This window comes from Streptomyces sp. NPDC006458, from assembly GCF_040612135.1.
Lineage (GTDB): Bacteria > Actinomycetota > Actinomycetes > Streptomycetales > Streptomycetaceae > Streptomyces.
The window spans coordinates 217230-243652 of record NZ_JBEXPR010000010.1 but is presented as its reverse complement, the minus strand read 5'-3'; the positions used below and the strand labels follow the sequence as shown (position 1 = coordinate 243652).

The window sequence follows — 26423 nt, the reverse complement described above, 5'->3', positions numbered from 1 at the left end:
GGTGTGGGAATGGGTCAAGGCCAGCAGGAGCAGGTGGCGACGAGCCTCGCGGGCACCGTCAGCGAGGAGATCAGCGCCTCCCTCGCGCAGGTCGACGCGGAACTGGAACGCGTCTACCCCGGAGACCCCGGCACCCGCCAGCCCGTCCACACCGTCTACGTACCCGGCGACGTCTTCGCCGCCGACACCATCCGCTCCTGGGGCGACCAGGCACTCGCCGCCCTCGACGAACACGCCCCGGACGCGGCCTCCTTCGCCGCCGTCCTCGGCCTGTCCGACGAACTGGCCGAGCCGGTCTACTCCCGCGTCCGCGCCAAGCTGGAGCGCGAGCCGATCGAAGACCTGCGCGTCGACTTCGAGGACGGCTACCAGGGCGGGCACGAGGACCGGGACGCGGCCCGCGCCGCCCGTCTGATCGCCGAGGCCTACGGCGACACGAGCGCCGCCCCCTACATGGGCATCCGCATGAAGTGCATGGAGGCCCCCGTCCGCGACCGCGGCATCCGCACCCTGGACGTCTTCCTGACCGGCCTGATGGAGGCCGGCGGCCTGCCCGGCGGACTGGTCCTGACCCTGCCCAAGGTGACCTACCCCGAGCAGGTCACCGCCATGGTCCGGCTCCTGGAGGCCTTCGAGAAGGCGCACGCCCTGGAGCCCGGCCGGATCGGCTTCGAGATCCAGATCGAGACCAGCCAGTCCATCCTCGCCGCCGACGGCACCGCCACCGTCGCCCGGATGATCCAGGCCGCCGAGGGCCGCGCCACCGGCCTGCACTACGGCACCTTCGACTACAGCGCCTGCCTCGGCGTCTCCGCCGCCTACCAGGCCAGCGACCACCCGGCCGCCGACCACGCCAAGGCGATCATGCAGGTCGCGGCGGCGGGCACGGGCGTACGCGTCTCGGACGGCTCGACCAACGTCCTCCCGGTCGGACCCACCGAGAAGGTCCACGACGCCTGGCGCCTGCACTACGGCCTCACCCGCCGCGCCCTGGCCCGCGCCTACTACCAGGGCTGGGACATGCACCCCGGCCACATCCCCACCCGCTACGCCGCCGTCTTCGCCTTCTACCGCGAGGGCTTCGAGCAGGCCGCCGCCCGCCTCGCCCGCTACGCCAACCACGCCGGCGGCGACGTCATGGACGAGCCCGCCACCGCCAAGGCCCTCGGCGGCTACCTCCTGCGCGGCCTCGACTGCGGCGCCCTCGACATCGCCGAGGTCGCCCGGCTGACCGGCCTCACCCGGGCCGACCTCGAAGGGTTCGCGGCGCCGCGGCGCGGCGACCTGACGGCGTCCGCGCAGTAGCGCTCACCCGGCCTCAGACGTGGCCGCCCGCGGCGGCGGCCGCCGCCTCGGCGCGACGGATGGGAAACAGAGTCGGGGCGGGATCGTTGCCGAGGAAGTCGAGCACGATCCGGTTGACCACCGCGGGCTTCTCCATCGTCAGCGCGTGCGAGGCCCCCGGCACGACGGCCAGTTCGGCACCCTGGATCGCCCGGTACAGGGCGATCGTGTGCTCCAGGGTGAGCATGTCGTCGTCCCCGACCAGGACCAGGGTGGGCACGCCGATCCGGGCCAGATCGTCCGTCGAGAGGTCCGGCTCCCTGCGGTACATGTCGAGCAGCCTGTCCGCGACGACCGGCCAGTGCTCCGGCCCGTCCGGCGACACCGCCACGTACATCTCGCGGAACGACGCCATGGCCGGACTGTCCGCCGTCATGTGGTCGAGCAGCCCCGGCGCCGCCGAACACTCCGGCGCCGGACGGAAGTTCGCCCCGATGGCCACGACCTTGCGGACCACGTCCGGGCGGGTGAGCGCGACGAGCAGGGCCACGATCGCGCCGTCGCTCCAGCCGACGAGATGCGCCGGGCCGCCGACCATCATCTCGATGAAGTCGGCGGTGTCCCGGGCCATGTCCTGGTAGGAGAACGGACCGGGGACGTCGGGCGTGCGCCCGTGCCCGCGGCGCTCGGGCAGGAACACGTGGTACTCCGCCGCGAGGTCGGCGCGCTGCGGATCCCATGTCTCGTTCGTGCAGAAACCGCCGTGCAACAGCAGCAGCGGCTCACCGGCCGACCCTTCGGTCTCGTACCACGTCCTGACGCCGGGAAGATCCACGTAGTCGCCCATGGCTGCCGGCTCCTTCCGGAGTGCCACCGCTCACGGCCAGTGTCCGCCGCCCGCCGAGCCGCCCGCAACGCGAGCGACCCGGTGCCCCTGGCAGGCAGCGTTTGCCCGTCAGGGAGCGGCGTCCGGTATGTGCTCTGGGGATCCCCCTCCGGGGGAGGGCCGAGTACGGGCCCTCGTACTGGAGTGCTCGGGTCTGTCCCCGGTGCGGCGAGAGGGCGTGCCGGGCGTCGGGACAGGGCGAACGTCGCCTGTGGGGGCACTTTTAGGCCCCGTACCGGCGTACCCGCGAGCGACCGCCCGGCCGCACCGGCGTCTACGAGGAGGGCGGCGACGGCGACGCGCCGGGGACGGAGCTTCCGATCTGCTCGGCGCGGACGTACGCCTCCAGCCCGGACCTGGTCACCAGCCCCTTCTCGGCGAACAGCCGCGTGCCGTGCTCGCACAGCGCCGCGTCGGCCCGCGCCCGCGCGACGAACTCCTCCGGTGTCGCCCCGAACAGCTCCCTCAACCGGGGCAGCCCGCCGAGGAGTTCGGTGAGCAGCGCCCGCTGGCCGGGGTGCGAACGGGGCCCGCCGCCACCGTCCCGCAGGACCCCGCGCCGGTTGATGTACGAGTACACCCCCGGCAGCGTGCGCCCGTCCTCCAGTTCCACCGGCACCTGGGCCGCGGGCAACCAGGCCCGGCGGAAGTTGCCCGCCGGCAGCGGCACGCCCTCGCTGGCGTCCACCACCGCGAGCTGTTCGGCGTCCAGCCACACCACGAACAACTCCCGTACGGCGCCCGGCGCGTGCAGCGGCGACGCCGAGACGTACCCCAGCCGGCTCACATGCGCCGAGACACCCACGGCGAGGCCGGTGACGCGGACCTTCACCATCGGTACGGGCGCCGAGAGACCGGCCAGGGTCATCTTGCGGCGCACCTGGCCGGGCGAGGCGTTGGAGCCGATCGCGAGCACCGGGGTGCGGTCCGGGTGGACCAGCCGGGTCAGCGGCCACAGATGGTCGCCGTCGAGCAGCCCGGACCGCCGCGGCCACACACCCGGATAGCTCAGCGGATCGTCCTGCGGTACTCCGGCGAGCCCCAGGGCCTCCAGCGTGTGCCGCTCCCCGTCCATGAGCCCCTCAGTCCGCCGGCGGCAGCTCGCCCGAGCCACGGGTGATCAGCCGGGTGGGCAGCTCGATCCGCTCGGGCGTGACCAGATTGCCGTCCAGTTGGCGGAACAGCCGCTCGGCGGCCGTACGGCCCAGCGCCGCGGAGTCCTGCGCGACCACGGTCAGACCGGGCTGGAGCAGATCGGCGAGCTCGATGTCGTCGAAGCCCACCAGGGCGACACCGCGGGACTGCTCGGCGAGGACCCGGACGACCGTGACGGTCACCCGGTTGTTGCCCGTGAAGATCGCGGTCACCGGGTCGGGGCCGGACAGCATCTCCTCCGCCGCCCGGCGCACCCGCTCGGGGTGGGTCACGCCCAGGGACATCCAGGAGCCCGCCACCGGTATCCCGGCGTCCTCCATGGCCGCCCGGTAGCCCCGCAGTCGCTCGGCAGCGGTGTGGATGCGGGGCATGTCGCCGATGAACCCGATCCGGCGGTGCCCGTGCGCGATCAGATGGGCGACACCGTCCCGGGCCCCGCCGAAGTTGTCCGACAGCACCACGTCCGCGTCGATCCGGCCGGCCGGCCGGTCCACGAACACCGTGGCCACGCCCGCCCTGATCTCCGGTTCCAGATAGCGGTGGTCGTCACCGGCCGGGATGACCACCAGACCGTCCACCCGGCGAGCGCACAGCGCCAGCGCCAGTTCCTGTTCCCGCTCGGGGTCCTCGGCGCTGGAGCCGTTGATCAGCAGCGCGCCGTGGGCGCGGGCCACCTCCTCCACGGCTCGGCTGAGAGGGCCGTAGAAGGGGTCGGCGAGGTCCTCCAGGACCAGGCCGATACTGGCCGTGCGGCCCTTGCGCAGCACTCGGGCGCTGTCGTTGCGGCGGAAACCGAGCGCCTCGATGGCGTCCTGCACCCGCCGCTCGGTGTCGGGTGTGACACCGGGCTCGCCGTTGACGACACGCGACACCGTCTTCAGGCCGACACCGGCCCGTGCGGCGACGTCCTTCATCGTCGGGCGGGTCCCGTAGCGGGACGCGGAGAGCCCGTCGGCTCTGCGGATGGCATCGGCCACGTTGGGGTGTCCTGTCCTGTGATCCTCGGGGGTGCGTCGATTCGTGGATTGTATGAGGATGTGGCGTCGAGCATAGAGCCTGGACAACGTTGTCAGAAGCGAGAGACACTGTTCATCGCATACTTCGCCCGCGCGCCCCACCGCCGGACAGGCCTGCGCATTTCCTGCCCATTCCCACGGCTGACCGGGAGAACCGACCTTGACGCACACCGCCCTCGTGGCCGCGCTCGACATCGGCGGCACCAAGATCGCCGGTGCCCTGGTGGACGGCGACGGCCAGATCCTGGTGCGTGCCCAGCGCCCGACGCCCGCGCGGAAGGACGGCGGCACTGTCATGGACTCCGTGCGGCAGGTCCTCGGCGAACTCGCCGCCTCGCCCCTGTGGCATCGCGCCGACGCGGTCGGCATCGGCAGCGCGGGACCGGTCGACGCCTCCACGGGCACGGTCAGCCCGGTCAACGTTCCCGGCTGGCGCGACTACCCGCTGGTCGACGGCGTCCGCGAGGCGACCGGAGGACTGCCGGTCGAGCTGATCGGCGACGGCGTGGCCATCACGGCGGCCGAACACTGGCAGGGCGCCGCCCGCGGCCACGACAACGCCCTGTGCATGGTCGTGTCCACCGGCGTCGGCGGCGGCCTCGTCCTCGGCGGTCGGCTCCACCCGGGCCCCACCGGCAACGCCGGTCACATCGGCCACATCAGCGTCGACCTCGACGGCGACCCCTGCCCCTGCGGCTCGCGCGGCTGCGTCGAACGCATCGCCAGCGGCCCCAACATCGCCCGCCGCGCCCTGGAGGCGGGCTGGCGGCCCGGCCCGGACGGCGACACCTCAGCCGCCGCGGTCGCCGCCGCGGCCCGCTCCGGCGACCCCGTCGCCCTCGCCTCGTTCGAACGGGCCGCGCAGGCCCTGGCCGCCGGTATCGCCGCCACCGCGACCCTGGTGGAGATCGACATCGCCGTCGTCGGCGGCGGCGTGGGCAACGCGGGCGACATCCTCTTCACGCCCCTGCGCAAGGCCCTCGCCCACTACGCCACGCTGTCCTTCGTGCGGCGCCTGAAGGTGGTACCCGCCCGGATGGGCACGGACGCCGGGCTGGTCGGCGCGGCCGCGGCGGCGCTGTCGGGGAGGGCGGCCGCGGGCGTCTGAGGAGGGGCCGGCGGGGGAGGAGGCGCGGTCGTGGCGGAATGCTTCCGCCGCCCGGCTGCCCTGCTGCTGAGGTCGCCGTCGGTTTCGTTCTCGGTGGGTTCCTAGGGGTCGTCCTCGGGGCCGTCGTCGGAGTTGCCTGCCGTGAGTGTCGCCGTCGGTGGGGTGACGCTGCCGTTGTCGGCTTCGGTGGGCCGGGCGGGGTCGTCGAACCGCCGGGCGACGCCCTGCGGCGGCCGTGACCTGGTACGTCGGCCATGACCTGGTGCGACGGCAATGAGCCGGTGCGACGGCCGTGACCTGGTACGGCGGCCGTGACCTTCGTGCGGTGGGTGCCGTTGAGTCCGGCATGAAGAAGCGCAGCATGCTCGCCCTCGCCTCCCTCGCCACCGGTTTCGTCGTCGCGGCGGTCACCCCGTCCCACGCCCTCGGCGACGACCTGGGCGATCTCGGCGTGAACGGCACCCTCAGCACCCTCGACCACACGATCGCCAGCGACAGCCTGGACGTCGACGAGTCCGCCCTCGGCGGCCAGGGCGGCGCGCACAACCGCTGACGGCCCCCGTTCGGAGGGCCCCCAGGGCGCCGGATCCCCGCCGAGGGGTCCGGCGCCCTGCTGTTCGCAGGCACTCAACTGCGCCTGGTTTCCGTGGCAGGGTGGAGCGGGCAAGCCACTGGGGGCCAACAGAAGAGGGGGAATCGTGACCGTCGTCTGGATCAACGGCGCGTTCGGTGCGGGAAAGACGACCACCGCACGGGAGCTGATCGACCTGATCCCGAACAGCACGCTCTTTGACCCCGAACTCGTCGGAGGGGCACTCACACACCTGCTGCCCGCCAAACGACTCGCCGAGACGAGCGACTTCCAGGACCTGCCGATCTGGCGCCGGCTCGTCATCGACACGGCGGCCGCACTGCTCGCCGAGCTCGGCGGCACCCTCGTGGTGCCCATGACCCTGCTGCGTCAGGAGTACCGCGACGAGATCTTCGGCGGTCTCGCCGCCCGCCGGATCGCCGTACGGCACATCGTGCTGACCCCGGCCGAAACGATCCTGCGCGAGCGGATCGCCCAACGCGAGGTCCCACCGGACCTCCCCGACGGCGAGATACGCATACGCCAGTGGTCCTACGACCACATAGAGCCCTACCGGGCCGCCCTGGCCGGCTGGCTCTGTGCCGACGCCCACCCCGTCGACAACGGCACCCTCACACCCCACGAGAGTGCCGCGCGCATCGCCGACGCCGTCGCCACCGACACCGCGCCCACCTGCGCCATCGTGCAGACCGCCGAACCCACTGCCGAGACGGTCGCCTCGGGCGTCCTGCTCTTCGACGAGCACGACCGCGTGCTGCTCGTCGACCCGACGTACAAGCCCGGCTGGGAGTTCCCCGGCGGCGTCGTCGAACCCGGCGAGGCACCGGCCCGCGCCGGCGTGCGCGAGGTCGCCGAGGAGACGGGCATCCACCTGGACGATGTACCGCGCCTCCTCGTCGTCGACTGGGAACGCCCCTCGCCCCCCGGCTACGGCGGGCTGCGGCTCCTGTTCGACGGCGGCCGCCTCGACCACTCCACCGCCGAACGCCTGCTGCTGCCCGGCCCCGAACTGCGCGCCTGGCGCTTCGTCACCGAGCAGGAGGCCGCCACCATGCTGCCGCCCGTCCGCTACGAACGCCTGCGCTGGGCCCTGCGGGCGCGCGAGCGCGGGGCGGCGCTGTATCTGGAGGCGGGGGTTCCGGCCGGGAACGGCTGACCAGGGCCGACACGCGGGCGCGCCCCGTACGGCCGTACGGGGCGCGCCGCGGTCAGGGCGTACGGCGATACAGGGCGCGCCGGGGTCAGGGCGTACGGCGGTACGGGGCCCGGCTCGGTCAGGACGTACGGCAGGCCCGCCCGACGCTCGCCGGCGGGCCGTTGCCCGTAGAGGGAAGCGCGGGGCCCCCAACCGGTCGAGCCCCGCGCTTCACGGCGTCAGCGCGCCGCGTAGTTGCGCAGGAACAGCGCCTCCGCCACCGACAGGCGCTCCAGCTCCTGCGGCGACACGCTCTCGTTCACGGCGTGGATCTGCGCCTCCGGCTCGCTCAGGCCGATGAGCAGGATCTCCGCCTCCGGGTAGAGCGAGGACAGGGTGTTGCACAGCGGGATCGAGCCGCCCTGACCTGCGTACTGCATCTCCTCCCCCGGGTAGGCGACCGCCATCGCGTCGGCCATCGCCTGGTACGCCGGGCTGGAGGTGTCCGCGCGGAACGGCTGGCCCTGGCCGATCTGCTCCGTCGACACCCGGGCGCCCCACGGCGTGTGCGCCTCCAGGTGCGCCGTGAGCAGCTTGGTGGCCTCGGCCGCGTCGGCGCCCGGCGGCACCCGCAGACCGATCAGCGCGCGGGCGCTCGCCTGCACCGACGGCGTGGCGCCCACGACCGGCGGGCAGTCGATACCGAGCACGGTGGCCGACGGCCGCGCCCAGATCCGGTCCGCCACGGAGCCCGCGCCGATCAGGCCGACCCCGTCCAGCACCTTGGCGTCCTTGCGGAACTGCTCCTCGTCGTAGGCGAGCCCGTCCCACGACGACCCCTGCCCGAGCCCGTCCACGGTCGTCGTGCCGTCCTCGGCCCGCAGCGAGTCCAGTACGCGGATCAGCGCGGCCAGCGCGTCGGGCGCCGCGCCGCCGAACTGGCCGGAGTGCAGGTTGCCCTGAAGGGTGTCGACCTGGACCCGCAGCGTCGTCATACCGCGCAGTGTGGTGGTGACGGTGGGCAGGCCGACCCGGAAGTTGCCCGCGTCGCCGATCACGATGGTGTCGGCCGTCAGCAGCTCCGGGTGCGCCTCGGCGTACCGCTGCAGGCCGCCGGTGCCCATCTCCTCCGAGCCCTCGGCGATGAACTTCACGTGCACCGGTATGCCGCCGTTCGCCTTCAGTGCGCGCAGGGCGAGCAGGTGCATGATCACACCGCCCTTGCAGTCGGCGGCGCCACGGCCGTACCAGCGCCCGTCGCGCTCGGTCAGCTCGAACGGGGGCGTGCTCCAGCGCGTCTCGTCCAGCGGCGGCTGCACGTCGTAGTGGGCGTAGAGCAGGACCGTCCGCGCGCCCTCGGGGCCGGGCAGGAAGCCGTAGACCGACTGGGTGCCGTCCGGTGTGTCGAGCAGGGCCACGTCTTCGAAGCCCTCGGCAGACAGCGCGTCCGCGACCCAGCGGGCCGCGCCCTCGCTCTCGCTCTTGGGGAACTGGTCGAAGTCCGCCACCGATTTGAAGGCCACCAGCTCGGCGAGTTCCGCCTTCGCCCTGGGCATCAGCGCGGCGACGGTCTCGGCGACCGGATTCGACGACATGGGCACGCTCCTCGTAGGTGCGACGTTGGACATTTGGGTAGCGCGATCCTGCCACAGTGACCTGCGGCAGGGCCCGTCCGCCCGGCCAGGCCGGCCACCGGGAACAGCACCTTTCGGCCGGGGTCGGGGCGGGTGAGCCACGGGTGTCGGATCGCGCGACGCCGGCATCATCCTCAGGACGGGCCCCGGGCCCGCCGTAGGATGCGTAGGACAGAAGCGGCAGGCGGCTGGACCGGGAGCAGTAACCATCGTGAGCAGCGAGAACTCTTCGGCGGACGACGAGCGGCAGGTCTGGGACGTCGTCGTGGTGGGCGCAGGACCCGCGGGGGCCTCGGCCGCCTACGCGGCCGCGGTCGCGGGACGACGCGTGCTGTTGCTGGAGAAAGCCGAACTGCCCCGTTACAAGACATGCGGCGGCGGCATCATCGGCCCCTCTCGCGACGCCCTGCCGCCCGGCTACGAACTGCCCCTGCGCGACCGGGTGCACGCGGTCACCTTCACCCACAACGGCCGCTTCACCCGCACCCGGCGCTCCCGGCACATGCTGTTCGGGCTGATCAACCGCCCCGAGTTCGACCAGCAGCTCGTCGAACACGCCCAGAAGGCTGGCGCCGAACTGCGCACGGGCGTCGCCGTCTCACGCGTCGAACAGCACGGCTCGGCGGTGCCGGACCGGCGCACGGTCGCCGTCGTCCTGCAGGGCGGCGAGACCGTCCTGGCGCGGGCCGTCGTCGGCGCGGACGGCAGTGCCAGCCGCATAGGAGCACATGTCGGCGTCAAGCTCGACCAGGTCGATCTCGGCCTGGAGGCGGAGATCCCGGTCCCGCAGACCGTCGCCGACGACTGGAAGGGCCGCATTCTGCTCGACTGGGGCCCGATTCCCGGCAGTTATGGCTGGGTCTTCCCCAAGGGTGACACCCTGACCGTCGGTGTGATCTCCGCGCGCGGCGAAGGCGCCGCCACCAAGCGCTACTTGGAGGACTTCATCGGGCGGCTCGGCCTGGCCGGCTTCGAACCGACCGTCTCCTCCGGGCACTTGACCCGTTGTCGCGCCGACGACTCGCCGCTCTCGCGCGGGCGGGTGCTGGTCTGCGGCGACGCGGCCGGACTCCTGGAGCCGTGGACCCGCGAGGGCATCTCCTTCGCCCTGCGCTCGGGGCGGCTCGCGGGGGAGTGGGCCGTACGCATCGCCGAGGCCCACGACGCCGTGGACACCCGCCGCCAGGCCCTCAACTACGCCTTCGCCGTCAAGGCGGGGCTGGGAGTCGAGATGGCCGTCGGCAAGCGGCTGCTCGCCGCGTTCGAACGTCGGCCGGGAGTGTTCCACGCCGGTCTGACCGGTGTGCGTCCGGTGTGGCGTGCCTTCATGGACATCACCCGTGGCCGCACGTCCCTCGGGGAGATCGTGCGCAACCGGCCGATCGTGCAGCGGATGCTGGTGGTGCTGGATCGGGGGGCGGCTGGGGGGCCTGCGGTTGGTGCGGGTGCGGGTGCCGCTGCCGCTGGTGGTGCTGGCGAGGAGGGTGACGGAGCGTCGGGTGAGGGGTCCGGGGCGGCTGGGGGGCCCGGGGCCTCCGGGACGTCTGGGGCTTCCGACGCTTCCGGGGGCGTCACTTCCTGACCGTGATCCGGAAGACGGGGTGGTCCGCGGCCGACGCGAGGATCTCCTCGTCGGACGACTTGGCCGTGACGCCCTGGAAGTACTGGTTGACCTCCCAGCCCCACTTCTCCAGGTAGGACCGCAGGATCGGGAGCTTTTCGGCGTCGGGAAGCTCCTGCGCGGTGAACACGCGGACCTTCCGGCCGACCCGCAGTTCACCCCTGCCCGCGACGCGCATGTTCCGCACCCACTGGGAGTGGCCCCGGGCGGAGACGAGGTACTGCCCGCCGTCATGGGTGTGCGGGTTCACCGGGATCCGCTGCATCTGGCCGCTCTTGCGCCCCTTGACGGACAGCTCCGCCGTGCCCGCGAGGCTGATCCCGTGCCGGGCGAGCCAGCCGATGGCGTTGTTGAGGCGTGTGGCCACGGGGCCGGACTTGAGGTAGTAGGGCTGGGCCGGGTGGGTGGACGCGAAGGATGACATGGGGACCCCCTGAGGTGTGCGGTGCACGATGCGCGGTGTGTCGTGTGTGGGTGGCTGCGGCGGGCTCGGGTGGGAATGGCTGGATCGGTGTTCTGTTCTGTGAGCAGTGGCCCAAACTGAGAGCGGTGCTCCAAATCGAGAGCGCCGCTCTCGATCCGCTGAAGAGCAGTCTGCCCTAGGTCGCTGCCCTAAAGCAAGAGCACTGCTCTCAATTGTGTGCACCGCTCTCGGTGGCGTCCACCGCTCTCGGTGGCGTGCATCGCTCACGACGGTGTGGGCCGGTCTCGGTGGGGTGCAGCGCTCTCGGTCGCGTGCGCCGGTCTCGGCAGCGTGCACCGCTCTCCGCGGCGTGCACCGCTCTCCGCGGCGTGCATCGCTCTCCGCGGCGTGCACCGCTCTCGACAGGGCGCACGGCCCCTGAGTGCCCGCACCGTTCTGAACTGCGTGCAGGCCCCCGGCCGGCCCGCACCCCCGGCCGCCCGCACCTCCCTGGCGGCCCGCCCCCGGCCGCCCGCACCTCCCCAGCGGCCCGCACCCCCCGGCCGCCCGTACCCCCCTCGAACGCCCGCACCACACAAGCCCGCCACACGTCACCCCTCAGTGTGAGCACTGCTCGCAATTGTGTGCACCGCTCACGTCCCATGGCACACTGCACCCCATGACCACCGCACAAGGAGCCCGAGCCCGCGCCCGAGTAGAAGTCACCGCGGCCATCAAGGACGAGGCGCGCAGGCAGCTCGCCGCGGAGGGCGCCGCCAAGCTCTCCCTCCGCGCCGTCGCCCGTGAGCTCGGCATGGCCTCGTCCGCGATCTACCGTTACTTCCCCAGCCGCGACGAGCTGCTCACCGCGTTGATCATCGACGCCTACGACTCGCTCGGCGAGGCGGCCGAGGCCGCGCATGACGCGGTCGCCGACGCCGGGCCCGTGACCCGCTGGACCGCCGTCTGCGAGGCGGTGCGGGGCTGGGCGCTCGGGCATCCGCACGAGTACGCCCTGATCTACGGCTCCCCGGTGCCCGGGTACGCCGCCCCGCAGGCGACCGTCCGCCCCGCCGCGCGCGTCGGCCTTCTCCTCATCGGCATCGTCCGCGACGCCCACCGCGGTCTCGGTGTGGCCCGCACCAAGCTTCCCGCCGAGCTGCGCCCCGAGGCCGAGCGGATGGCGGCCGACCTCGCACCGGACCTGCCCGCCGAGGTGGTGACGGCACTGGTCGCGGCCTGGGCGCAGCTGTACGGGCTGGTGGGTTTCGAGGTGTTCGGCCAGTTCACGCGGGTCGTCGAGGATCGTGAGCCGTTCTTCCGCCACGCCGCGACCCAACTCGCGCACGGCGTGGGCCTGGTCTACCCGCAGCGGGGCAGGGCCCAGCAGCAGGCCTGAGACCGTCGGGCAGGGCAGCCCGCGCCGGCAGGCGCCGACCACCACGTCACGACGTACTTCCCGGGGAGTACGTGTGATCACCACGCCTGGCTGACGCCCTCGGTGCCGCCCCCGGTCTAGCGTGGCGGGCATGGATGAGCAGCGCCTTCGCCGGGGGAGACCACCGTGGGGTCCGCCGCCATGGGTCCTGGCCCACGGGCGGCAGGGCCACGGCCGCCGGTGGCCGTGGCCCTCGACGCTGTTGATCACCGCCTTCGTGCTGGTCGGCTCCTCCTTCGCCGCGCACGAGCAGGCGGGCGAGCGGGCGGACCTCGACGTCTTCGCGCGCGTGCTGCTCGTGCTGGCCTGCGGCCAGTTGCTGTGGCGGCTGCGTCACCCGGTGCCGGTGGTGTTCGGCACGGCCGCCACCACGGCGGTCTATCTGGGGGCCGGATACCCGTACGGCCCGGTGTTCCTGACGGTCGCCGTGGCCTGTTTCAGCGCGGTCGTGGCGGGTCACCGCAGGGCCGCCTGGGCGGCGGTCGGTTCGCTGTGGGCCGCGCACGTACTGGTGGCGCACTGGCTGTACCGGTGGCTGCCGCCGTCGGACGACTCGGCGGCGTACTGGGGGCAGGAGGCGGTGATCGCCGCCTGGGTGGCCGCGATCGTCGCGCTGGCGGAGCTGGTGCGGGTACGCCGTGAGCAGTGGGCCCGTGAACAGGCCGAGCGCGCCCAGGCGGCCCGGCGGCGGGCGGACGAGGAACGGCTGCGCATCGCCAGGGAGTTGCATGACGTCCTCGCGCACAGCATCTCGGTGATCAATGTGCAGGCGGGCGTGGGCCTGGCCCTGCTGGACAGCGACCCGGAACAGGCGCGCGCCGCGCTCACCACGATCAAGTCGGCCAGCAAGGAGGCGCTCGGCGAGGTCCGCCAGGTGCTCGACACCCTGCGGGCCGCGGGTGACGCGCCCCGCGCCCCCGCGCCCGGCCTGGACCGGCTGCCGGAGCTGGTGGAACAGGCGGCGAGTGCGGGCCTCAGCGTCACGGTCGAGGGGGAGGTGCCGCGCCTGCCGCCGGGCGCGGATCTCGCCGCGTTCCGGATCGTGCAGGAGGCGCTCACCAATGTCGTACGGCACTCGGGCTCGCGGCACGCGCGCGTGGTGCTCGATCAGGGTGACGGTACGACGCTGCGGCTGCGTATCGACGACGACGGTCCGGCGACCGGCGCCGACGCGGGCGGCAGTGGCAACGGCCTGGCCGGGATGCGGGAGCGGGCGGCCGCGCTGGGTGGCACGATCGAGGCGGGCCCCCGGCCGGACGGTGGGTTCCGGGTGCTCGCGGTACTGCCGTTGCGAGTCGAGGAGGACGACCGGTGATCCGAGTGCTGCTCGCCGACGATCAGTCGCTGGTCCGGGCCGGTTTCCGGGCGTTGCTGGACGCGCAGCCGGACATCGAGGTGGCCGGGGAGGCCTCCGACGGCGACGAGGCGCTGCGCCGGGTGCGTGAACTGCGCCCGGACGTGGTGCTGATGGACATCCGGATGCCCGTGCTGGACGGTCTGGCGGCCACCCGGGGCATCACCGGGGACGAGGAGTTGAAGGACGTCAGGGTGGTGATGCTGACGACGTTCGAGCTGGACGAGTACGTCTTCGAGGCGATCCGCTCCGGCGCCTCGGGTTTCCTGGTCAAGGACACCGAGCCGGACGAACTCCTGCGCGCGGTGCGGGCGGTGGTGGCGGGGGACGCGCTGCTCTCGCCGGGGGTGACCCGTCGGCTGATCGCGGAGTTCGCGGCCCGTTCCAAGGAGCCCGCGGCCGCGGACGCGCTGGCGCAGCTCACCGAGCGGGAGCGGGAGGTGATGGCCCTGGTCGGCATCGGGCTGTCGAACGAGGAGATCGCCCGTCGGCTGGTCGTCAGCCCGCTGACCGCCAAGACCCATGTCAGCCGCACGATGGTGAAGCTCGGTGTGCGCGACCGGGCCCAACTCGTGGTGCTGGCCTACGAGTCGGGGTTGGTGCGGCCGGGCTGGCTGGGCTGAGCGGGGCCGCGGAACCGCACCAGCACGGAGATCACGCGGACGGCGAAGAGGACGGGCGCGACCACCAGCCCGGTGCGCCTCAGCAGGGTCTCCAGTGGGTCGGGCAGGTCGAAGAGGAAGGCCGGCCCGGCGATCGCCCCGAACACGACCGCGGCCGCGAAGGCCGCGCTGAACAGGGCGTATCCGATCTCGACGGTGATCGCGTCCCGTTCGGCCTGCGTCCGGCGCCGTCCCCCGTGCATGGTCATGCCCCGAGTGAAACAGGCGGGTGCCCGGCGGGGCAAACGGCCCCGCCGGGCACCCGTGGGAGGCGGTGTCCCCCGACTCAGTCGCGGACCGCAACGCGTTCCGCGCCCGCCTCCTCGGTGGTGGACCTGGCGACGACGACCGAGTGCGTCTGCCGTCGGACCCGCATTCCGGTCAGGGTGACCAGCAGGCCGGCGGCGGCGATCGCGGCGACCACGATCAGGCCGGGCCGGTAGCTGTCCAGGACGGCCTGCGGGGTGGCGTTCTCCGGGGCGCCCGCGGTGACCACGGCGGTGACCACGGCGAGGAAGATCGCCCCGCCGACCTGGACGGAGGTGTTCAGCAGGCCGGAGACCATGCCCTGCTCGTGGTCCTCGACCCCGTTGGTGGCCTGGATGTTGAGCGAGGGGAAGACGAGCGCGCAGGCGGCGCCGATCAGCAGCATGCTCGGCAGGATGGCGACGGCGTAGACCGGGTCGAGGTCGACGCCGAGGAACAGCGCGTATCCGGCGACCATCAGGGCGAAGCCGATCGCGATCAGCCGCTGGGTGCCGAACCGGTCGACGATCGCGCCGACCTTGGTGGAGGAGACGGCCACCAGCGCGCCGGCGGGCAGGAAGGCGAGCGCGGTGTGCAGCGCGGACCAGCCGAGCAGTGACTGCATGTACAGGGTGACCAGGAACTGGAAGCCGACGTACGAGCCGAAGAAGGCCATGGCGCCGAGCTGGGCGCGGATCTGGTTGCCGGAGCGCAGTACGCCGAGCCGGATCAGCGGTCCGGCCGAGCGCCGCTCGACGAGCACGAACGCGGTCAGCAGGACGGCGGCGGCGAGGAACGACAGCAGGGTGCGGGCCGATGTCCAGCCGGATTCGGGGGCCTGGACGACCGTGAAGACCAGCAGCAGCATCGAGGCGGTGCCGAGGACGGCGCCGGGGATGTCGTAGCCGTTGTGGTTCTGCTCGCGGGTGCTGCGCGGCAGCAGCTTGAGGCCGGCCACGAGGGCGATCAGGGCGATGGGCGCGGGCAGCAGCATCGTCAGACGCCAACTGGCCTCCGTGAGCAGGCCGGAGAGCACCAGGCCCATGGAGAAGCCGGTGGCGGCGCAGGTGGTGTAGATGGACAGGGCCCGGTTGCGCAGGGGGCCCTCGGCGAACGTGGTGGTGATGATCGACAGGCCGGCCGGTGCGGTGAAGGCGGCGCTCAGGCCCTTGATGAAGCGGCTGGCGATGAGCAGGGGACCGGAGTCGACCAGACCGCCGAGCAGTGAAGCGAGTGCGAAGACGCCGAGCGCGACCAGGAACACCTGGCGCCGGCCGAGGAGGTCGGCGGTCCGTCCGCCGAGGAGCAGGAGTCCGCCGTAGCCGAGGATGTAGCCGCTGACGATCCACTGGAGCGTGGAGGTGGACAGTCCCAGGTCGGAGCCGATGGACGGCAGGGCGACACCGACCATCGACACGTCCAGGGCGTCGAGGAACATCGCGGCGCACAGCACCAGCAGGGTGCCCCACAGCCGGGGTGTCCAGCGATCCGTCGCCGACGGGGCCGTAGGGGTGGTGAGCGGAGAGGTCATGGCGACGACACTACATGCACATGCATCGAATGCAAGTGCATTTAATTCCGATGCAACAAAATTCGTTCTCTGCTACGGTGCGCCCATGGCGGCGAAGAATGCCGGGCAGGCGCTCGTGGACCAGTGGCGGGACATCCTGGCGCTGCACGCCCGCACACAGTGCGAACTCGACCGGGAGCTGGGCCGGCACGGCCTGTGCGCCAGTGACTTCGAGGTGCTGGACGTGCTCGCCGGGGGCTGTTCCTATCGCATCCAGGAGATCGCCGAGCGCGTCCACCTCAGCCAGAGCGCGCTCTCCCGCCTCGTCGCCCGGCTGGAGAAGTGCGGCCTCGTCGAACGCGGGCTGTGCCCCGAGGACCGCCGGGGTGTGCGGGTGGCGCTCACCGTGCGGGGGCGCGAGCTGCACGGCGCGGTGCTGCCGGTCCAACGGGCCGTGCTGACGCGGATGTTGGGGGACACGGCGGAAGCGGGCGAGGCGGGCGCGGTCTGACCCGGCGAGGTCAGCCGATCCCCGACAGCTCGCGCCACAGATCGGCGAGCGCGCGATCGCCCGCGATGTGCGGGACGGGCAGCCGGTTCCACAGGGCGAAGTACAACTCACCCGCGGTGCCCGAGAGTTCGGTGGTGGCGGGCCCGTCCGCGTCGAGCGTGGTCACCGGCGGCTTTGGCGACAGCCGTACGCTCCACACCGCGTCCGTGTCCGAGGCGCGCACCCGCAGCACGCACGGCACCTCCGTACGGACCCGGCTCCGGCTCCGGGCGTGGAACCCGCGCAGCAGCTCGTCGATCCCGTCGGCCGTGAACTCCGCGAACTCCGCGTCCACCGGGTCCGGGCCGACGCCGAGCGCGGCCTGCGCGTCGAAGCGGTGCACGGTCGTCTCATGCGCCTGCCGTCTGGTCCAGAAGGCCAGGGGGGAGGGGTTCGGAGCCGGATGGAAGGTCCAGTACGCGACGTCCTCCGGCGCGTCGGCGAGGGTGTCCACCAGTCGCCGGTGACTGTCCCGGTACCAGTCGGTCAGTTCCTTGCCGTCGAGGTCGGGTGCCTCACCGATCGGCCGCGGCTCGGTGAGCCGCTCCCGCACGAACGACGCGGCCCACACGTGCACCGCGCCCGTGTGCCGCAGCAGGTCCCGGACCTGCCATCCCGGGCAGGTGGGTACGTCGGCGTCCGCCCCGGCCCGCTCCGCGGCGTCCGCGAGCAGCCGGCCTGCCAGGTCGAGGGCTTCGAGATGTCGAGCGGTGTCCATGGGCAGGAGTCTGCCCGATGGAGTGCGGTCCGGGGCGAGGCGCGACAGTCGTCGGTGCTCGCCGCTCACCCGATCACGTGCCCGGCGGGCCGTCGACCGCTGTTGAGTGACCGTCAAATGACCAACAGGGCGCGAGAGTTAACGACTGATTCTGAGGAGCGTGGTGTGAACGGAGGATTCCGTGGCGATTCTTGTCATGAACCTGCGACCCGATGGCCGGGTCGCAGTGTCATGGAGGTGTGGGATGCACCGCAGACTCGCCACTGGCCTGACCGGCTCGGCTCTCGCCCTGGTCACGGTCGTCGGCATGGCCACGGCCGCCGAGGCCGTTCCCGCCGACAAGGCGCAGGTCCTCTCCAGTTGGACGCAGACCAGCGCGTCCAGCTACAACCTCTGGGTCGCCGCCCGCGCGAACCAGTCCGCCTGGTCCGCCTACGCGTTCGACTGGTCCACCGACTACTGCTCCTCCTCGCCGGACAACCCGTTCGGCTTCCCCTTCAACATCTCCTGTGCCCGCCACGACTTCGGCTACCGCAACTACAAGGCGGCCGGCACCTTCAGCGCCAACAAGTCCCGCATCGACAGCGCCTTCTACGAGGACCTCAAGCGCGTCTGCAACAACTACAGCGGCGCCACCAAGACCGCGTGCGACAGCACCGCCTGGACCTACTACCAGGCGGTCCGCGCGTTCGGCTGACGTCCCCCGGACGGGCGCGGCGGCGGCCCGCAGACGCCGCCGCGCCCGTGCCCGGCCTGTCGTCAGATTCCCTTGTACCCTTCGGCCGGCGACAAGCCCTGGTACGGCCCGAACGTGAACCGTCCGGCCAGCAGCGTCGCGTGCACCGGCATCTCGCGGAGCGTGCGCTCGTCGGCCCGGAGCGGGTCCGCGTCCAGCACCACCAGATCGGCCGGGTCGCCCGGCCCGACCGTCAGCGGCCCGCGGGTGGAGGCCTCCAACGCCGCCCGCACCGGGACCCGTTGCTCCGGGTGCCAGGCCGGGCGGTCGTCCCCGGTGCGGCCGACCGCCGCCGCGACGGCCAGCCACGGGTCCAGCGGGGCCACGGGCGCGTCCGAACCGAACTCCAGCCGGGCGCCTGCGGCCAGCAGATCGCCGTAGGCGAAGGCGCGGCCGGTGCGGCCGGCCCAGTGCCGGTCGGCCACGTCCCGGTCGTCCACCGCGTGCGCGGGCTGCACCCCGGCCGTCACCCCCAGCTCCGCGAACCGCGGCACGTCCTCGGGTGTCAGCAACTGCGCGTGCTCGATCCGGCCCCGGCAGCCGACCGCCGCGAACGCGTCCAGGGCAAGGGAGTTGGCCCGGTCGCCGATCGCGTGCACGGCCGGCTCGATGCCGTGCGCCCAGGCCCGCCGCATCAGCCGCACCAGCTCCTCGTACGCCGTCTCCTGGATTCCGTACGGATGAGCCGTGCCCTCAAGACCCGGGTACGGGTCGCAGCACAGCGCGGTACGGGTGTTGAGGGAGCCGTCCGTGAACAGCTTCAGCGGGCCGACGCGCAGCAGACCGCCCGTGCCGGGCAGTACGTCACCGGTGCGCAGCCCGCGCTCGATCGCCGCCTCCAGATGGGCGGGGTACACGGCGGCGTCGACCCGCACCGAGAGCGGGCCCGCCGCGAAGCGCCGGGACCAGTCGGTGAGGTTGTCGGCGAAGTGGAAGTCGACGAGGCCCGTCACCCCGCGCGCCGCGGCGGCCCGGCACGCCTCGGCGACCCAGCCGTCGAGCACCGCCTCGGGCACCTCCGGCAGCGCCGCCACCGCCCGGAAGCACTCGCCCTCGCGCAGTAGCCCGGTCGGGTGCCCGGCCCGCCCGACCAGCGCGAGCCCGAGCGCGCTCAGCCACGCGGCGTGCAGATCGGCGCTCACCAGTGCGACCGGCCGCCCCGGACACACCGCGTCCAGCAGCGACTTGTGCGGCACGTCCGGCCACAGCCCGTCCCGGAAGCCGTACCCGATCAGCACCTCGCCCTCGGGCAGCCCGGCCGCGTGCCGTCGTACGGCGTCTGCGGCCGACCGCGCCGAGTCCGCGCCGGACAGGTCCAGCCGGTGCCGCACGCTCGCCCACTGCGCGGCGTGGACGTGGGCGTCCCACAGCCCGGGGAGCAGGGTGCGGCCGTCCAGGTCGAGCACCGGGCCGTCGTCCGCGACGAGCTCGTCGGTGACCGCGGCCACCGTGCCGCCTGCGATCCTCACCGAGCCGATCGGCCCGCCCGGACCGAGCCGCACCCTCGTCAGGGTCAACTCGCCGTTCGTGCGGGTGAGTTGCTGCGGCAGGCCGTCGAGGCTCGTCATCCAGGTGCTCCGGGGTCGGGTCGGGTTCAGCCGAGGGCGCGGTCGAGGTTGAAGGCCGCGCTGATCAGAGCCAGATGCGTGAACGCCTGCGGGAAGTTGCCCTGTTGCTCGCCGGTCTGCCCGATCTCCTCGGCGTACAGGCCGACATGGTTGGCGTACGTCAGCATCTTCTCGAAGGCGAGGCGGGCCTCGTCCACCCGGCCGGCGTGCACCAGGGCCTCGACGTACCAGAAGGAGCAGATGGAGAAGGTGCCCTCGTCGCCGCGCAGTCCGTCTGGGCTGGCCTGCGGGTCGTAGCGGTACACCAGAGAGTCGGACACCAGGTCATGGGTGAGCGCGTCCAGCGTGGACAGCCACTTGGGGTCGGTGGGGGCGATGAACTTGGTCAGCGGCATCATCAGCAGGGCCGCGTCCAGGACATCGCCGCCCTCGTGCTGCACGAACGCGCGGCGGCTCTCCGACCAGCCCTTGCTCATGATCCGCCGGTAGATGGTGTCCCTGGCCTCCCGCCAGCGGTTGAGGTCGGCGGGCAGGCCGCGCCGGTTGGCCATCCGGATGGCCCGCTCGATGGCCACCCAGCACATCAGCCGCGAGTACAGGAAGTTCTTGCGCCCGCCGCGGGTCTCCCAGACGCCCTCGTCGGGCTGGTCCCAGTGCGCGCAGACCCAGTCGACGATGGCGCACACGTCGTCCCAGTGGTCGCTGGAGATGGGGCGCGCCCACTTGTCGTAGAGGTAGATCGAGTCGAGCAGGGCGCCGTAGATGTCCAGCTGGAGCTGGTCGGCGGCCGCGTTGCCGACGCGGACCGGCGCGGAGCCGCGATGGCCCTCCAGATGGGCCAGTTCGCACTCGGGGAGGTCGGTGCGGCCGTCGATGCCGTACATGATCTGCAGCGGTCCGGAGGCGTGACTCTCGCCAGGGGTGACGTGGTCGGTGACGAACTTCATGAACGCCTCGGCCTCGTCCGCGAATCCGAGCCGCAGCAGGGAGTAGACGCAGAAGGCCGCGTCGCGGACCCAGACGTAGCGGTAGTCCCAGTTGCGTTCGCCGCCGAGCTGTTCGGGCAGGCTTGTGGTGGCCGCGGCGACGATCGCGCCGGTGGGAGCGTAGGTGAGCAGCTTCAGGGTGAGGGCGGAGCGGTGCACCATCTCGCGCCAGCGGCCCCGGTAGCGGGACTGGGAGAGCCAGCGCCGCCAGTACGCCACGGTCGAGGTGAACTGGCGTTCCGCCTCGGTGTGGGCGCAGCCGCGCGGGGCGACCCCGGGGCCGACCTGGTCCAGCGCGAACACCGCCGACTCGCCCTCGGACAGCTTGAAGTCGGCGCGGACGTCAAGGCCGTCGGCCTCCAGCGGCAGGGTCGCGGTCAGCGCGAGCGTGAGCTTCTCCGACTCGAAGACCGCCATCTCGCCGTCCAGGCGCAGCGTGTGGGGCTGCGCGCCGTAGTCGAAGCGGGGCGCCACCAGCACCCGGAACGGCACCGAACCGCGCACGCACAGCACGCGCCGGATCAGCCGGTGCCGCTCGGTCTCCGCCGACGCGCCGTCGACCGGCATGAAGTCCTGGACCTCGCCGACGCCGTCCTCGGTGAAGAAGCGGGTGATCAGGACGTTGGTGTCCGGGAAGTAGAACTGCTTGGTGCGGGCCGGCCCGATCGCCGCGACCTCGAAGCGACCGCCGCGCTCGGCGTCCAGGATCGAGGCGAACACGCTCGGCGCGTCGAACGCCGGGCAGCAGTACCAGTCGATCGTGCCGTCGGTGCCCACCAGCGCCACACTGCGCAGGTCACCGATCAGACCGTGCTCGGAGATGGGCAGGTACCGGGGGTCCCCGGCCCCCTCGAAGCTGGGTGTCCCGGCCATCGCAGCCTCCTCGTCGGCCCCCACAGCGCGGCTACCAGCTTAGGCGGGTTCGACGGGGGCCACCCCTGGGACGGGGCCGGACGGTGGACACCCCCGGGCACACCCGGGGGGCACACTCACAGGCGCATCCGGGGAGCGTTCAGGGGCGCGTTCCAGGACGCGCCCGGCGAGACCCCCCAGGGGACCCCGACCCCGGCGCGGCTCTCACACCGCGCGCACCGCGACGCCCGCCTCCTCGAAGCGGCGGACCGTGTCCGAGTCCACCGCAGCGTCCGTGACCAGGGTGTCGACCGCCTCGACGGGGCAGATGCGGGCGAAGGCGCGGTGGCCCAGCTTGCTGGAGTCGGCGGCGACGATCACGCGCGCGGCACGCTCGCAGAGCAGCCGGTTGATGGCGGCCTCGGCCTCGTCGTGCGCGGCGGCCCCGTGCGTGACGTCGAAGCCGACCACGCCGAGGACCGCCACGTCGAGGGTGATCTGCCCGAGCACACCGTCCGCGAGCGGCCCGATGAGCTCGTACGACTGCGCCCGCGCGACCCCGCCCGTCACCACGATCTTGAACTGCGGTCGCACGGCCAGCTCGTTGGCGATGTTCAGCGCGTTGGTGACCACGGTCAGCGCGGGCGAGCCGGAGGCGAGGTCGGCGCGTACGGCCAGGGCGCGGGCCACCTCGGTGGTGGTCGTGCCGCCGGTGAGGCCGACCGCCTCGCCGGGCGCGATCAGGTCGGCGACCGCACGGGCGATGCGCTGCTTCTCGGAGGCGCGGCGGGCCGTCTTGTAGCGCAGCGGCAATTCGTACGACACGCCGTGCACGACCGCGCCGCCCCGGGTGCGCACCAGCATCTGCTGCTCGGCCAGTTGGTCGAGGTCGCGGCGGATCGTCGCGGCCGAGACCTCCAGTTCGGCGGCCGCCTCCTCGACGTCCAGCCGGCCGCGCTCGACGAGCAGTTCCAGCAGCGTCTTCCAGCGGGCGTCGCGCGACATCCGCACCTCCAACCAGCCCATTGCGGGATCATCGGCGTTCCTGGCGACCCTAGCGCACTCGTCGCCAGCGGGAATGTCGAACGGCTGCTTGAAGGTGCTCGAAATATCAAGTTACCTTGCAGGAACAATCACCATTGGGAGGGGTTCGGCATGACGCATGTCGAGGACGAGCTGCACAGCCAGCCCGAGTGCTGGGCTCGGGCCGCCGCACAGGCGCCGGAGCATCGCGCGGCGCTGCCGGCGGCGGGGGAGCGGGTCGCGATCGTCGGCTGCGGCACCTCGTACTTCATGGCGCAGGCGGCCGCCGCCCTGCGCGAGGGCGCGGGCCAGGGCGAGACGGACGCCTTCGCCGCCTCGGAGTTCCCGCGCGGCCGCGCCCACGACCGGGTCGTCGCCCTCACCCGCTCCGGTACGACGACCGAAGTGCTGGATCTGCTCGCCGAGTTGCGCGGCCGCACCCGCACCTGCGCGATCACGGCCGATCCGCACACCCCGGTCATGGACGCCGCCGACGACCTGATCGTCCTCGACCACGCCGACGAACGCTCCGTCGTCCAGACCCGGTTCGCCACGACCGCGCTGACCCTGCTGCGCGCCCACGCCGGGCTGCACAGCGACTCCGCCGTCGCCGACGCCCGCACCGCGCTGGCCGAGCCGCTGCCCGAAGGCCTCGTCGAGCGCACCCAGTTCACCTTCCTCGGGCGCGGCTGGACCGTGGGTCTGGCGAACGAGGCCGCGCTGAAGATGCGGGAGGCCTCCCTGTCCTGGGCCGAGGCGTACCCGGCGATGGAGTACCGCCACGGGCCGATCAGCGTCACCGGTCCCACCACCGCGACCTGGATGTTCGGCGAGGCACCCGAGGGCCTGGCCGACCAGGTGCGCGCCACCGGCGGCCGATGGCTCGCCGGGGGCCTGGACCCGCTCGCCGAACTCGTCCGTGCCCAGCGCCTCGCCGTCGCCGTCGCCGCCGCCCGCGGCCTGGACCCGGACAACCCCCGCCACCTCACGCGCTCGGTCATCCTCACGCCCTGAACCCCGTCACCGTCCTCGCCCAGGGAGCCCCGCGTGCCCCTCGTCACCACCGGTGAGCTCGTCACCCGCGCCGCCGCGGGACGCCGTGCCGTCGCCGCCTTCAACGTCATCACCCTGGAGCACGTCGAGGCCGTCATCGCCGGCGCGGAGAGCGTCGCCGCGCCGGTCGTGCTCCAGGTCAGCGAGAACGCCGTGAAGTACCGCTACGGCCGCCTGCTGCCGCTCGCCCGCGCCGCCGTCGCCGCCGCCGAGCGGGCGGCCGTACCCGTCGCCCTGCACCTGGACCACGTCCAGAGCGACGCCCTGCTGCGGCAGGCCGCCGAGGCGGGGTTCAGCTCGGTGATGTACGACGCCGCACGGCTGCCGTACGCGGAGAACCTCGCCGCCACCCGGGCCGCCGCAGACTGGGCGCACGCCCAGGGCCTGTGGATCGAGGCCGAGCTGGGCGAGGTGCGCGGCAAGGCCGGCCGGCCCGCGCTGGACGCCCACGCCCCCGGTGCCCGCACCGACCCGGCGCAGGCGCGGGCGTTCGTCGCCGACTCCGGCGTGGACGCGCTCGCCGTCGCCATCGGCAGTGTGCACGCCATGACCACCCGCACCGCCGCCCTCGACCACGGCCTGCTCAAGAACCTGTCGTCCACCCTTCAGGTGCCGCTCGTCCTGCACGGCTCCTCGGGCGTGCCCGACGGCGAGCTGTCCGCGGCCGTCACCGGCGGCATCACCAAGGTCAACATCGGCACGGCCCTCAACGCCGCGATGACCGGCGCCATACGGGAGTTCCTCGCCGCCCACCCCGAGGCCGTCGACTCGCGCACCTACCTCAGCGTGGGCCGCGAGGCCATGACCCGCGCGGTCAGCGGCATCGTGGAGGTGCTCCGGTCGGGCCCGGCGACGGCTTGACGAAGGCTCCGGACGGCCCGGGCCCCGCCCGGCCGCGGCTGCGGACCGTCCGGCGACGCCTGACGAATGTTCCGACCGGCCCGGCCGCCGCCCGGCCGCCGCCCGGCCGCGGCTGCGGACCGGCCCGCTCACCGCTCGACGGCGGCTCCGAGCGGGCCCGGCTACCGCTTCACGGCCTTGAGCACCACGAACTTCGGGTCACCGGCCACGAGTTCACTGTTGCCGAACACCCGCCGCAGCTTCACGTGATAGCCCAGATGCCGGTTCCCGATCACCCACAGCTCGCCGCCCGGCCGCAGCACCCGTCGCGCGCCGGTGAACATCCGCCACGCGGTGGCGTCCGATGTCGCCTGATGGGAGTGGAAGGGCGGGTTGTTGAGCACCAGGTCCACACCGCCGGCCGCGACCCCGGCCAGCCCGTCCCCGACCCGGAACTCGGCATGCCCCGGCACCCCGTTCGCCCGGTAGGTGGCCTCCGCGGAGGCCACCGCCTGGAACGACTCGTCGGTGAACAGCACTTCGGCCTCGGGGTTGGCCAGCGCCACCGCTGTTCCCACGACGCCGTTGCCGCAGCCGAGGTCCACCACCCGGCGCGCCCCGCGCGTGACCGGCAGGTGCCCGAGGAAGAAGCGGGTGCCGATGTCCAGGCGGTCGGCGCAGAACACCCCCGCGTGATTGACGACCGTGCGCCCCGAGACGGGTCCGATCCCCTCGGGCAGGTCATAGCGGTACGGCCACGGACTGGCGGCCCGCTCCGGAGCCGCGTCCGGCGTGCAGAAGATCAGCCGCGCCTTCTTCTCGGCCAGTGAGGTCCGGGTCGGCCCGAGGACGCGCTCGAAGAGCTGGAGCGTGGAGGTGTGGATCTCCTTGACCATGCCGGTGCCGACGACGACCGTGCCCTCGTGCACCGCGGGCGCCAGCCGATGCAACTGGTCCTCCAGCAGCGCCAGACTCTTGGGCACCCGCACCAGCAGCACATCGATCCGGTCAGGCGGTGTGTCCTGCGTGGTGCGCAGCTGGACCGTGCCCGGCTCCGCCCCGGCCCGCTCCAGATTCGCCCGGCTCGCCTCCTGCCCCAGCCAGGAGTCGGTGATCTGCACCGGCCGGTGCGCCGCCAGCGCCGTCACCAGCGCGCCCCAGCGGTCGCCCAGCACCACGACCGTGCCGGACAGATCGACGCCGGAGTCGGCCAGGTGTCGCAGCAGATACTCGTCGGAGGCGTCCCAGGCGCGCAGCCGGTCGCGCGGGTCCTCGGGGAAGCGGGCCAGCGTCAGCTCGCCCCACGGCGTCGTCATACGGTCGTTCATCGTGCGTCCAGGCTAGCCGAGCCGCAGCTCAGCACAGGTGGGGGAGGATGGGCGCATGGAAGCCGAGCTGTTCCCGCGAGACCGTACCGAGGTGGCACCGGGCGCGGTGCACCTGCCGGACTGGCTCGACGAGGACCGGCAGCGCGAGCTGCTCGCCGCCTGCCGCGAGTGGGCGCGCCCGCCCGCCGGCCTGCGCACGGTGCGCACCCCCGGCGGCGGCACCATGACCGCCCGCCAGGTCTGCCTCGGCTGGCACTGGTACCCGTACGCCTACGCCCGCACGGTCGTCGACGGCGACGGTACGCCGGTCAAGCCCTTCCCGGCCTGGCTCGGTGAACTGGGCCGCCGCGCGGTGACCGACGCCCTGGGCGCCGAGGCGGCCACGGCGGCGTACGACATCGCGCTGGTCAACTTCTACGACGGCGACGCCCGCATGGGCATGCACCGCGACGCCGACGAGAAGTCCGACGCGCCCGTGGTGTCGCTCAGCCTCGGCGACAGCTGTGTCTTCCGGTTCGGCAACACCGAGACGCGCTCACGGCCCTGGACGGACGTCGAGCTGCGCAGCGGCGACCTGTTCGTGTTCGGCGGGCCGTCCCGCCTCGCCTTCCACGGCGTCCCGCGCGTGCTGCCGGGTACCGCGCCGGCCCGGCTCGGCCTGACCGGACGGCTCAACCTGACCCTGCGGGTCAGCGGATTCCCGGCGTCCGCTCGATGATGCGGAT

25 protein-coding genes are annotated in these 26423 nt (G+C 72.9%); 13 read left to right on the top strand and 12 right to left on the bottom strand.

Features of this window, described 5'->3' with window-relative positions; translation table 11 throughout:
• Nucleotides 1-9 precede the first annotated feature (9 nt).
• On the top strand, nt 10-1305 hold the full coding sequence (locus ABZZ79_RS16415) for an aldolase/citrate lyase family protein (protein ID WP_356689597.1): 1296 nt from the start codon (nt 10-12) through the stop codon (nt 1303-1305).
• 13 nt (nt 1306-1318) lie between these two features.
• Here the strand turns inward: ABZZ79_RS16415 and ABZZ79_RS16410 are convergent, their stop codons facing one another.
• The 3 genes from ABZZ79_RS16410 to ABZZ79_RS16400 form a co-directional block, all read right to left on the bottom strand.
• Nucleotides 1319-2131, bottom strand: a complete 813-nt coding sequence (locus ABZZ79_RS16410; RefSeq protein WP_356689596.1) for an alpha/beta hydrolase — start codon at nt 2129-2131, stop codon at nt 1319-1321.
• A 313-nt stretch (nt 2132-2444) separates the two neighbouring features.
• Nucleotides 2445-3245, bottom strand: a complete 801-nt coding sequence (locus ABZZ79_RS16405) for a hypothetical protein (RefSeq protein WP_356689595.1) — start codon at nt 3243-3245, stop codon at nt 2445-2447.
• A 7-nt stretch (nt 3246-3252) separates the two neighbouring features.
• Nucleotides 3253-4302, bottom strand: a complete 1050-nt coding sequence (locus ABZZ79_RS16400; protein ID WP_356689594.1) for a LacI family DNA-binding transcriptional regulator — start codon at nt 4300-4302, stop codon at nt 3253-3255.
• A 199-nt stretch (nt 4303-4501) separates the two neighbouring features.
• On the opposite strand from ABZZ79_RS16400, the gene ABZZ79_RS16395 reads away from it, so the two are divergent.
• From ABZZ79_RS16395 to ABZZ79_RS16385, 3 genes are all read left to right on the top strand, one after another.
• Entirely contained in the window at nt 4502-5449 is a 948-nt protein-coding gene (locus ABZZ79_RS16395; protein ID WP_356689593.1) for an ROK family protein, read from the top strand.
• Nucleotides 5450-5795: 346 nt separating this feature from the next.
• Nucleotides 5796-6002, top strand: coding sequence for a hypothetical protein (locus tag ABZZ79_RS16390; RefSeq protein WP_356689592.1), 207 nt, complete (start codon nt 5796-5798; stop codon nt 6000-6002).
• 145 nt (nt 6003-6147) lie between these two features.
• Nucleotides 6148-7197 carry an NUDIX domain-containing protein gene (locus tag ABZZ79_RS16385; protein WP_356689591.1) on the top strand — a complete coding sequence of 350 codons (1050 nt, stop codon included), beginning with the start codon at nt 6148-6150 and terminating at the stop codon, nt 7195-7197.
• 218 nt (nt 7198-7415) lie between these two features.
• Here ABZZ79_RS16385 and ABZZ79_RS16380 read toward each other — a convergent pair whose 3' ends face one another.
• The gene (locus ABZZ79_RS16380; protein ID WP_356689590.1) at nt 7416-8771 is read right to left on the bottom strand and encodes a dipeptidase; all 1356 of its coding nucleotides are present in this window, start codon (nt 8769-8771) and stop codon (nt 7416-7418) included.
• A 250-nt stretch (nt 8772-9021) separates the two neighbouring features.
• On the opposite strand from ABZZ79_RS16380, the gene ABZZ79_RS16375 reads away from it, so the two are divergent.
• Nucleotides 9022-10392 (top strand): geranylgeranyl reductase family protein, encoded by a 1371-nt coding sequence (locus tag ABZZ79_RS16375; protein WP_356689589.1) that lies wholly within the window; start codon nt 9022-9024, stop codon nt 10390-10392.
• Here the strand turns inward: ABZZ79_RS16375 and ABZZ79_RS16370 are convergent.
• Nucleotides 10382-10855, bottom strand: a complete 474-nt coding sequence (locus ABZZ79_RS16370; protein ID WP_356689588.1) for a nitroreductase family deazaflavin-dependent oxidoreductase — start codon at nt 10853-10855, stop codon at nt 10382-10384. The two genes, ABZZ79_RS16375 and ABZZ79_RS16370, sit on opposite strands and share 11 nt — an antisense overlap.
• 658 nt (nt 10856-11513) lie before the next feature.
• Here ABZZ79_RS16370 and ABZZ79_RS16365 point away from each other — a divergent pair.
• The 3 genes from ABZZ79_RS16365 to ABZZ79_RS16355 all read left to right on the top strand — a co-directional run bounded on the left by ABZZ79_RS16365 (nt 11514) and on the right by ABZZ79_RS16355 (nt 14249).
• Nucleotides 11514-12233: a TetR/AcrR family transcriptional regulator gene (locus ABZZ79_RS16365; RefSeq protein WP_356689587.1), complete on the top strand. Its 720-nt coding sequence runs from the start codon at nt 11514-11516 to the stop codon at nt 12231-12233.
• Nucleotides 12234-12363: 130 nt separating this feature from the next.
• A complete protein-coding gene (locus ABZZ79_RS16360) occupies nt 12364-13587 on the top strand; it encodes a sensor histidine kinase (RefSeq protein ID WP_356689586.1) in 1224 nt (407 codons plus the stop codon).
• A complete protein-coding gene (locus ABZZ79_RS16355) occupies nt 13584-14249 on the top strand; it encodes a response regulator transcription factor (protein WP_356689585.1) in 666 nt (221 codons plus the stop codon). The genes ABZZ79_RS16360 and ABZZ79_RS16355 overlap by 4 nt, the downstream gene beginning before the upstream one ends.
• Here the strand turns inward: ABZZ79_RS16355 and ABZZ79_RS16350 are convergent.
• Both ABZZ79_RS16350 and ABZZ79_RS16345 read right to left on the bottom strand, forming a co-directional pair.
• Nucleotides 14210-14497 (bottom strand): DUF6332 family protein, encoded by a 288-nt coding sequence (locus ABZZ79_RS16350; protein ID WP_356689584.1) that lies wholly within the window; start codon nt 14495-14497, stop codon nt 14210-14212. The two genes, ABZZ79_RS16355 and ABZZ79_RS16350, sit on opposite strands and share 40 nt — an antisense overlap.
• A 77-nt stretch (nt 14498-14574) precedes the next feature.
• Entirely contained in the window at nt 14575-16065 is a 1491-nt protein-coding gene (locus ABZZ79_RS16345; protein WP_356689583.1) for an MFS transporter, read from the bottom strand.
• Nucleotides 16066-16150: 85 nt separating this feature from the next.
• Here ABZZ79_RS16345 and ABZZ79_RS16340 point away from each other — a divergent pair, with 85 nt between their 5' ends.
• The gene (locus ABZZ79_RS16340) at nt 16151-16555 is read left to right on the top strand and encodes a MarR family transcriptional regulator (RefSeq protein WP_356689582.1); all 405 of its coding nucleotides are present in this window, start codon (nt 16151-16153) and stop codon (nt 16553-16555) included.
• 10 nt (nt 16556-16565) lie between these two features.
• Here the strand turns inward: ABZZ79_RS16340 and ABZZ79_RS16335 are convergent, their stop codons facing one another.
• On the bottom strand, nt 16566-17312 hold the full coding sequence (locus tag ABZZ79_RS16335; protein WP_356689581.1) for a maleylpyruvate isomerase family mycothiol-dependent enzyme: 747 nt from the start codon (nt 17310-17312) through the stop codon (nt 16566-16568).
• A gap of 244 nt (nt 17313-17556) precedes the next feature.
• Between ABZZ79_RS16335 and ABZZ79_RS16330 the strand changes: the two genes are divergently transcribed.
• Nucleotides 17557-18009, top strand: coding sequence for a phospholipase (locus ABZZ79_RS16330; protein WP_356689580.1), 453 nt, complete (start codon nt 17557-17559; stop codon nt 18007-18009).
• 62 nt (nt 18010-18071) lie between these two features.
• Here ABZZ79_RS16330 and ABZZ79_RS16325 read toward each other — a convergent pair whose 3' ends face one another.
• The 3 genes from ABZZ79_RS16325 to ABZZ79_RS16315 form a co-directional block, all read right to left on the bottom strand.
• Nucleotides 18072-19616, bottom strand: a complete 1545-nt coding sequence (locus ABZZ79_RS16325) for an amidohydrolase (protein WP_356689579.1) — start codon at nt 19614-19616, stop codon at nt 18072-18074.
• Between the two features lie 26 nt (nt 19617-19642).
• Nucleotides 19643-21475 carry a glycoside hydrolase family 15 protein gene (locus ABZZ79_RS16320; RefSeq protein ID WP_356689578.1) on the bottom strand — a complete coding sequence of 611 codons (1833 nt, stop codon included), beginning with the start codon at nt 21473-21475 and terminating at the stop codon, nt 19643-19645.
• A gap of 204 nt (nt 21476-21679) precedes the next feature.
• Nucleotides 21680-22459: a DeoR/GlpR family DNA-binding transcription regulator gene (locus tag ABZZ79_RS16315; protein WP_356689636.1), complete on the bottom strand. Its 780-nt coding sequence runs from the start codon at nt 22457-22459 to the stop codon at nt 21680-21682.
• A 150-nt stretch (nt 22460-22609) separates the two neighbouring features.
• Between ABZZ79_RS16315 and ABZZ79_RS16310 the strand changes: the two genes are divergently transcribed.
• Both ABZZ79_RS16310 and ABZZ79_RS16305 read left to right on the top strand, forming a co-directional pair.
• Nucleotides 22610-23491 (top strand): SIS domain-containing protein, encoded by an 882-nt coding sequence (locus ABZZ79_RS16310; RefSeq protein ID WP_356689577.1) that lies wholly within the window; start codon nt 22610-22612, stop codon nt 23489-23491.
• A 33-nt stretch (nt 23492-23524) separates the two neighbouring features.
• Nucleotides 23525-24391 carry a ketose-bisphosphate aldolase gene (locus ABZZ79_RS16305; RefSeq protein WP_356689576.1) on the top strand — a complete coding sequence of 289 codons (867 nt, stop codon included), beginning with the start codon at nt 23525-23527 and terminating at the stop codon, nt 24389-24391.
• 161 nt (nt 24392-24552) lie between these two features.
• On the opposite strand, the gene ABZZ79_RS16300 is transcribed toward ABZZ79_RS16305, so the two are convergent.
• Nucleotides 24553-25686, bottom strand: coding sequence for a methyltransferase (locus tag ABZZ79_RS16300; RefSeq protein ID WP_356689635.1), 1134 nt, complete (start codon nt 25684-25686; stop codon nt 24553-24555).
• 67 nt (nt 25687-25753) lie between these two features.
• Between ABZZ79_RS16300 and ABZZ79_RS16295 the strand changes: the two genes are divergently transcribed.
• Nucleotides 25754-26416: an alpha-ketoglutarate-dependent dioxygenase AlkB gene (locus ABZZ79_RS16295; protein WP_356689575.1), complete on the top strand. Its 663-nt coding sequence runs from the start codon at nt 25754-25756 to the stop codon at nt 26414-26416.
• Nucleotides 26417-26423: the final 7 nt, after the last annotated feature.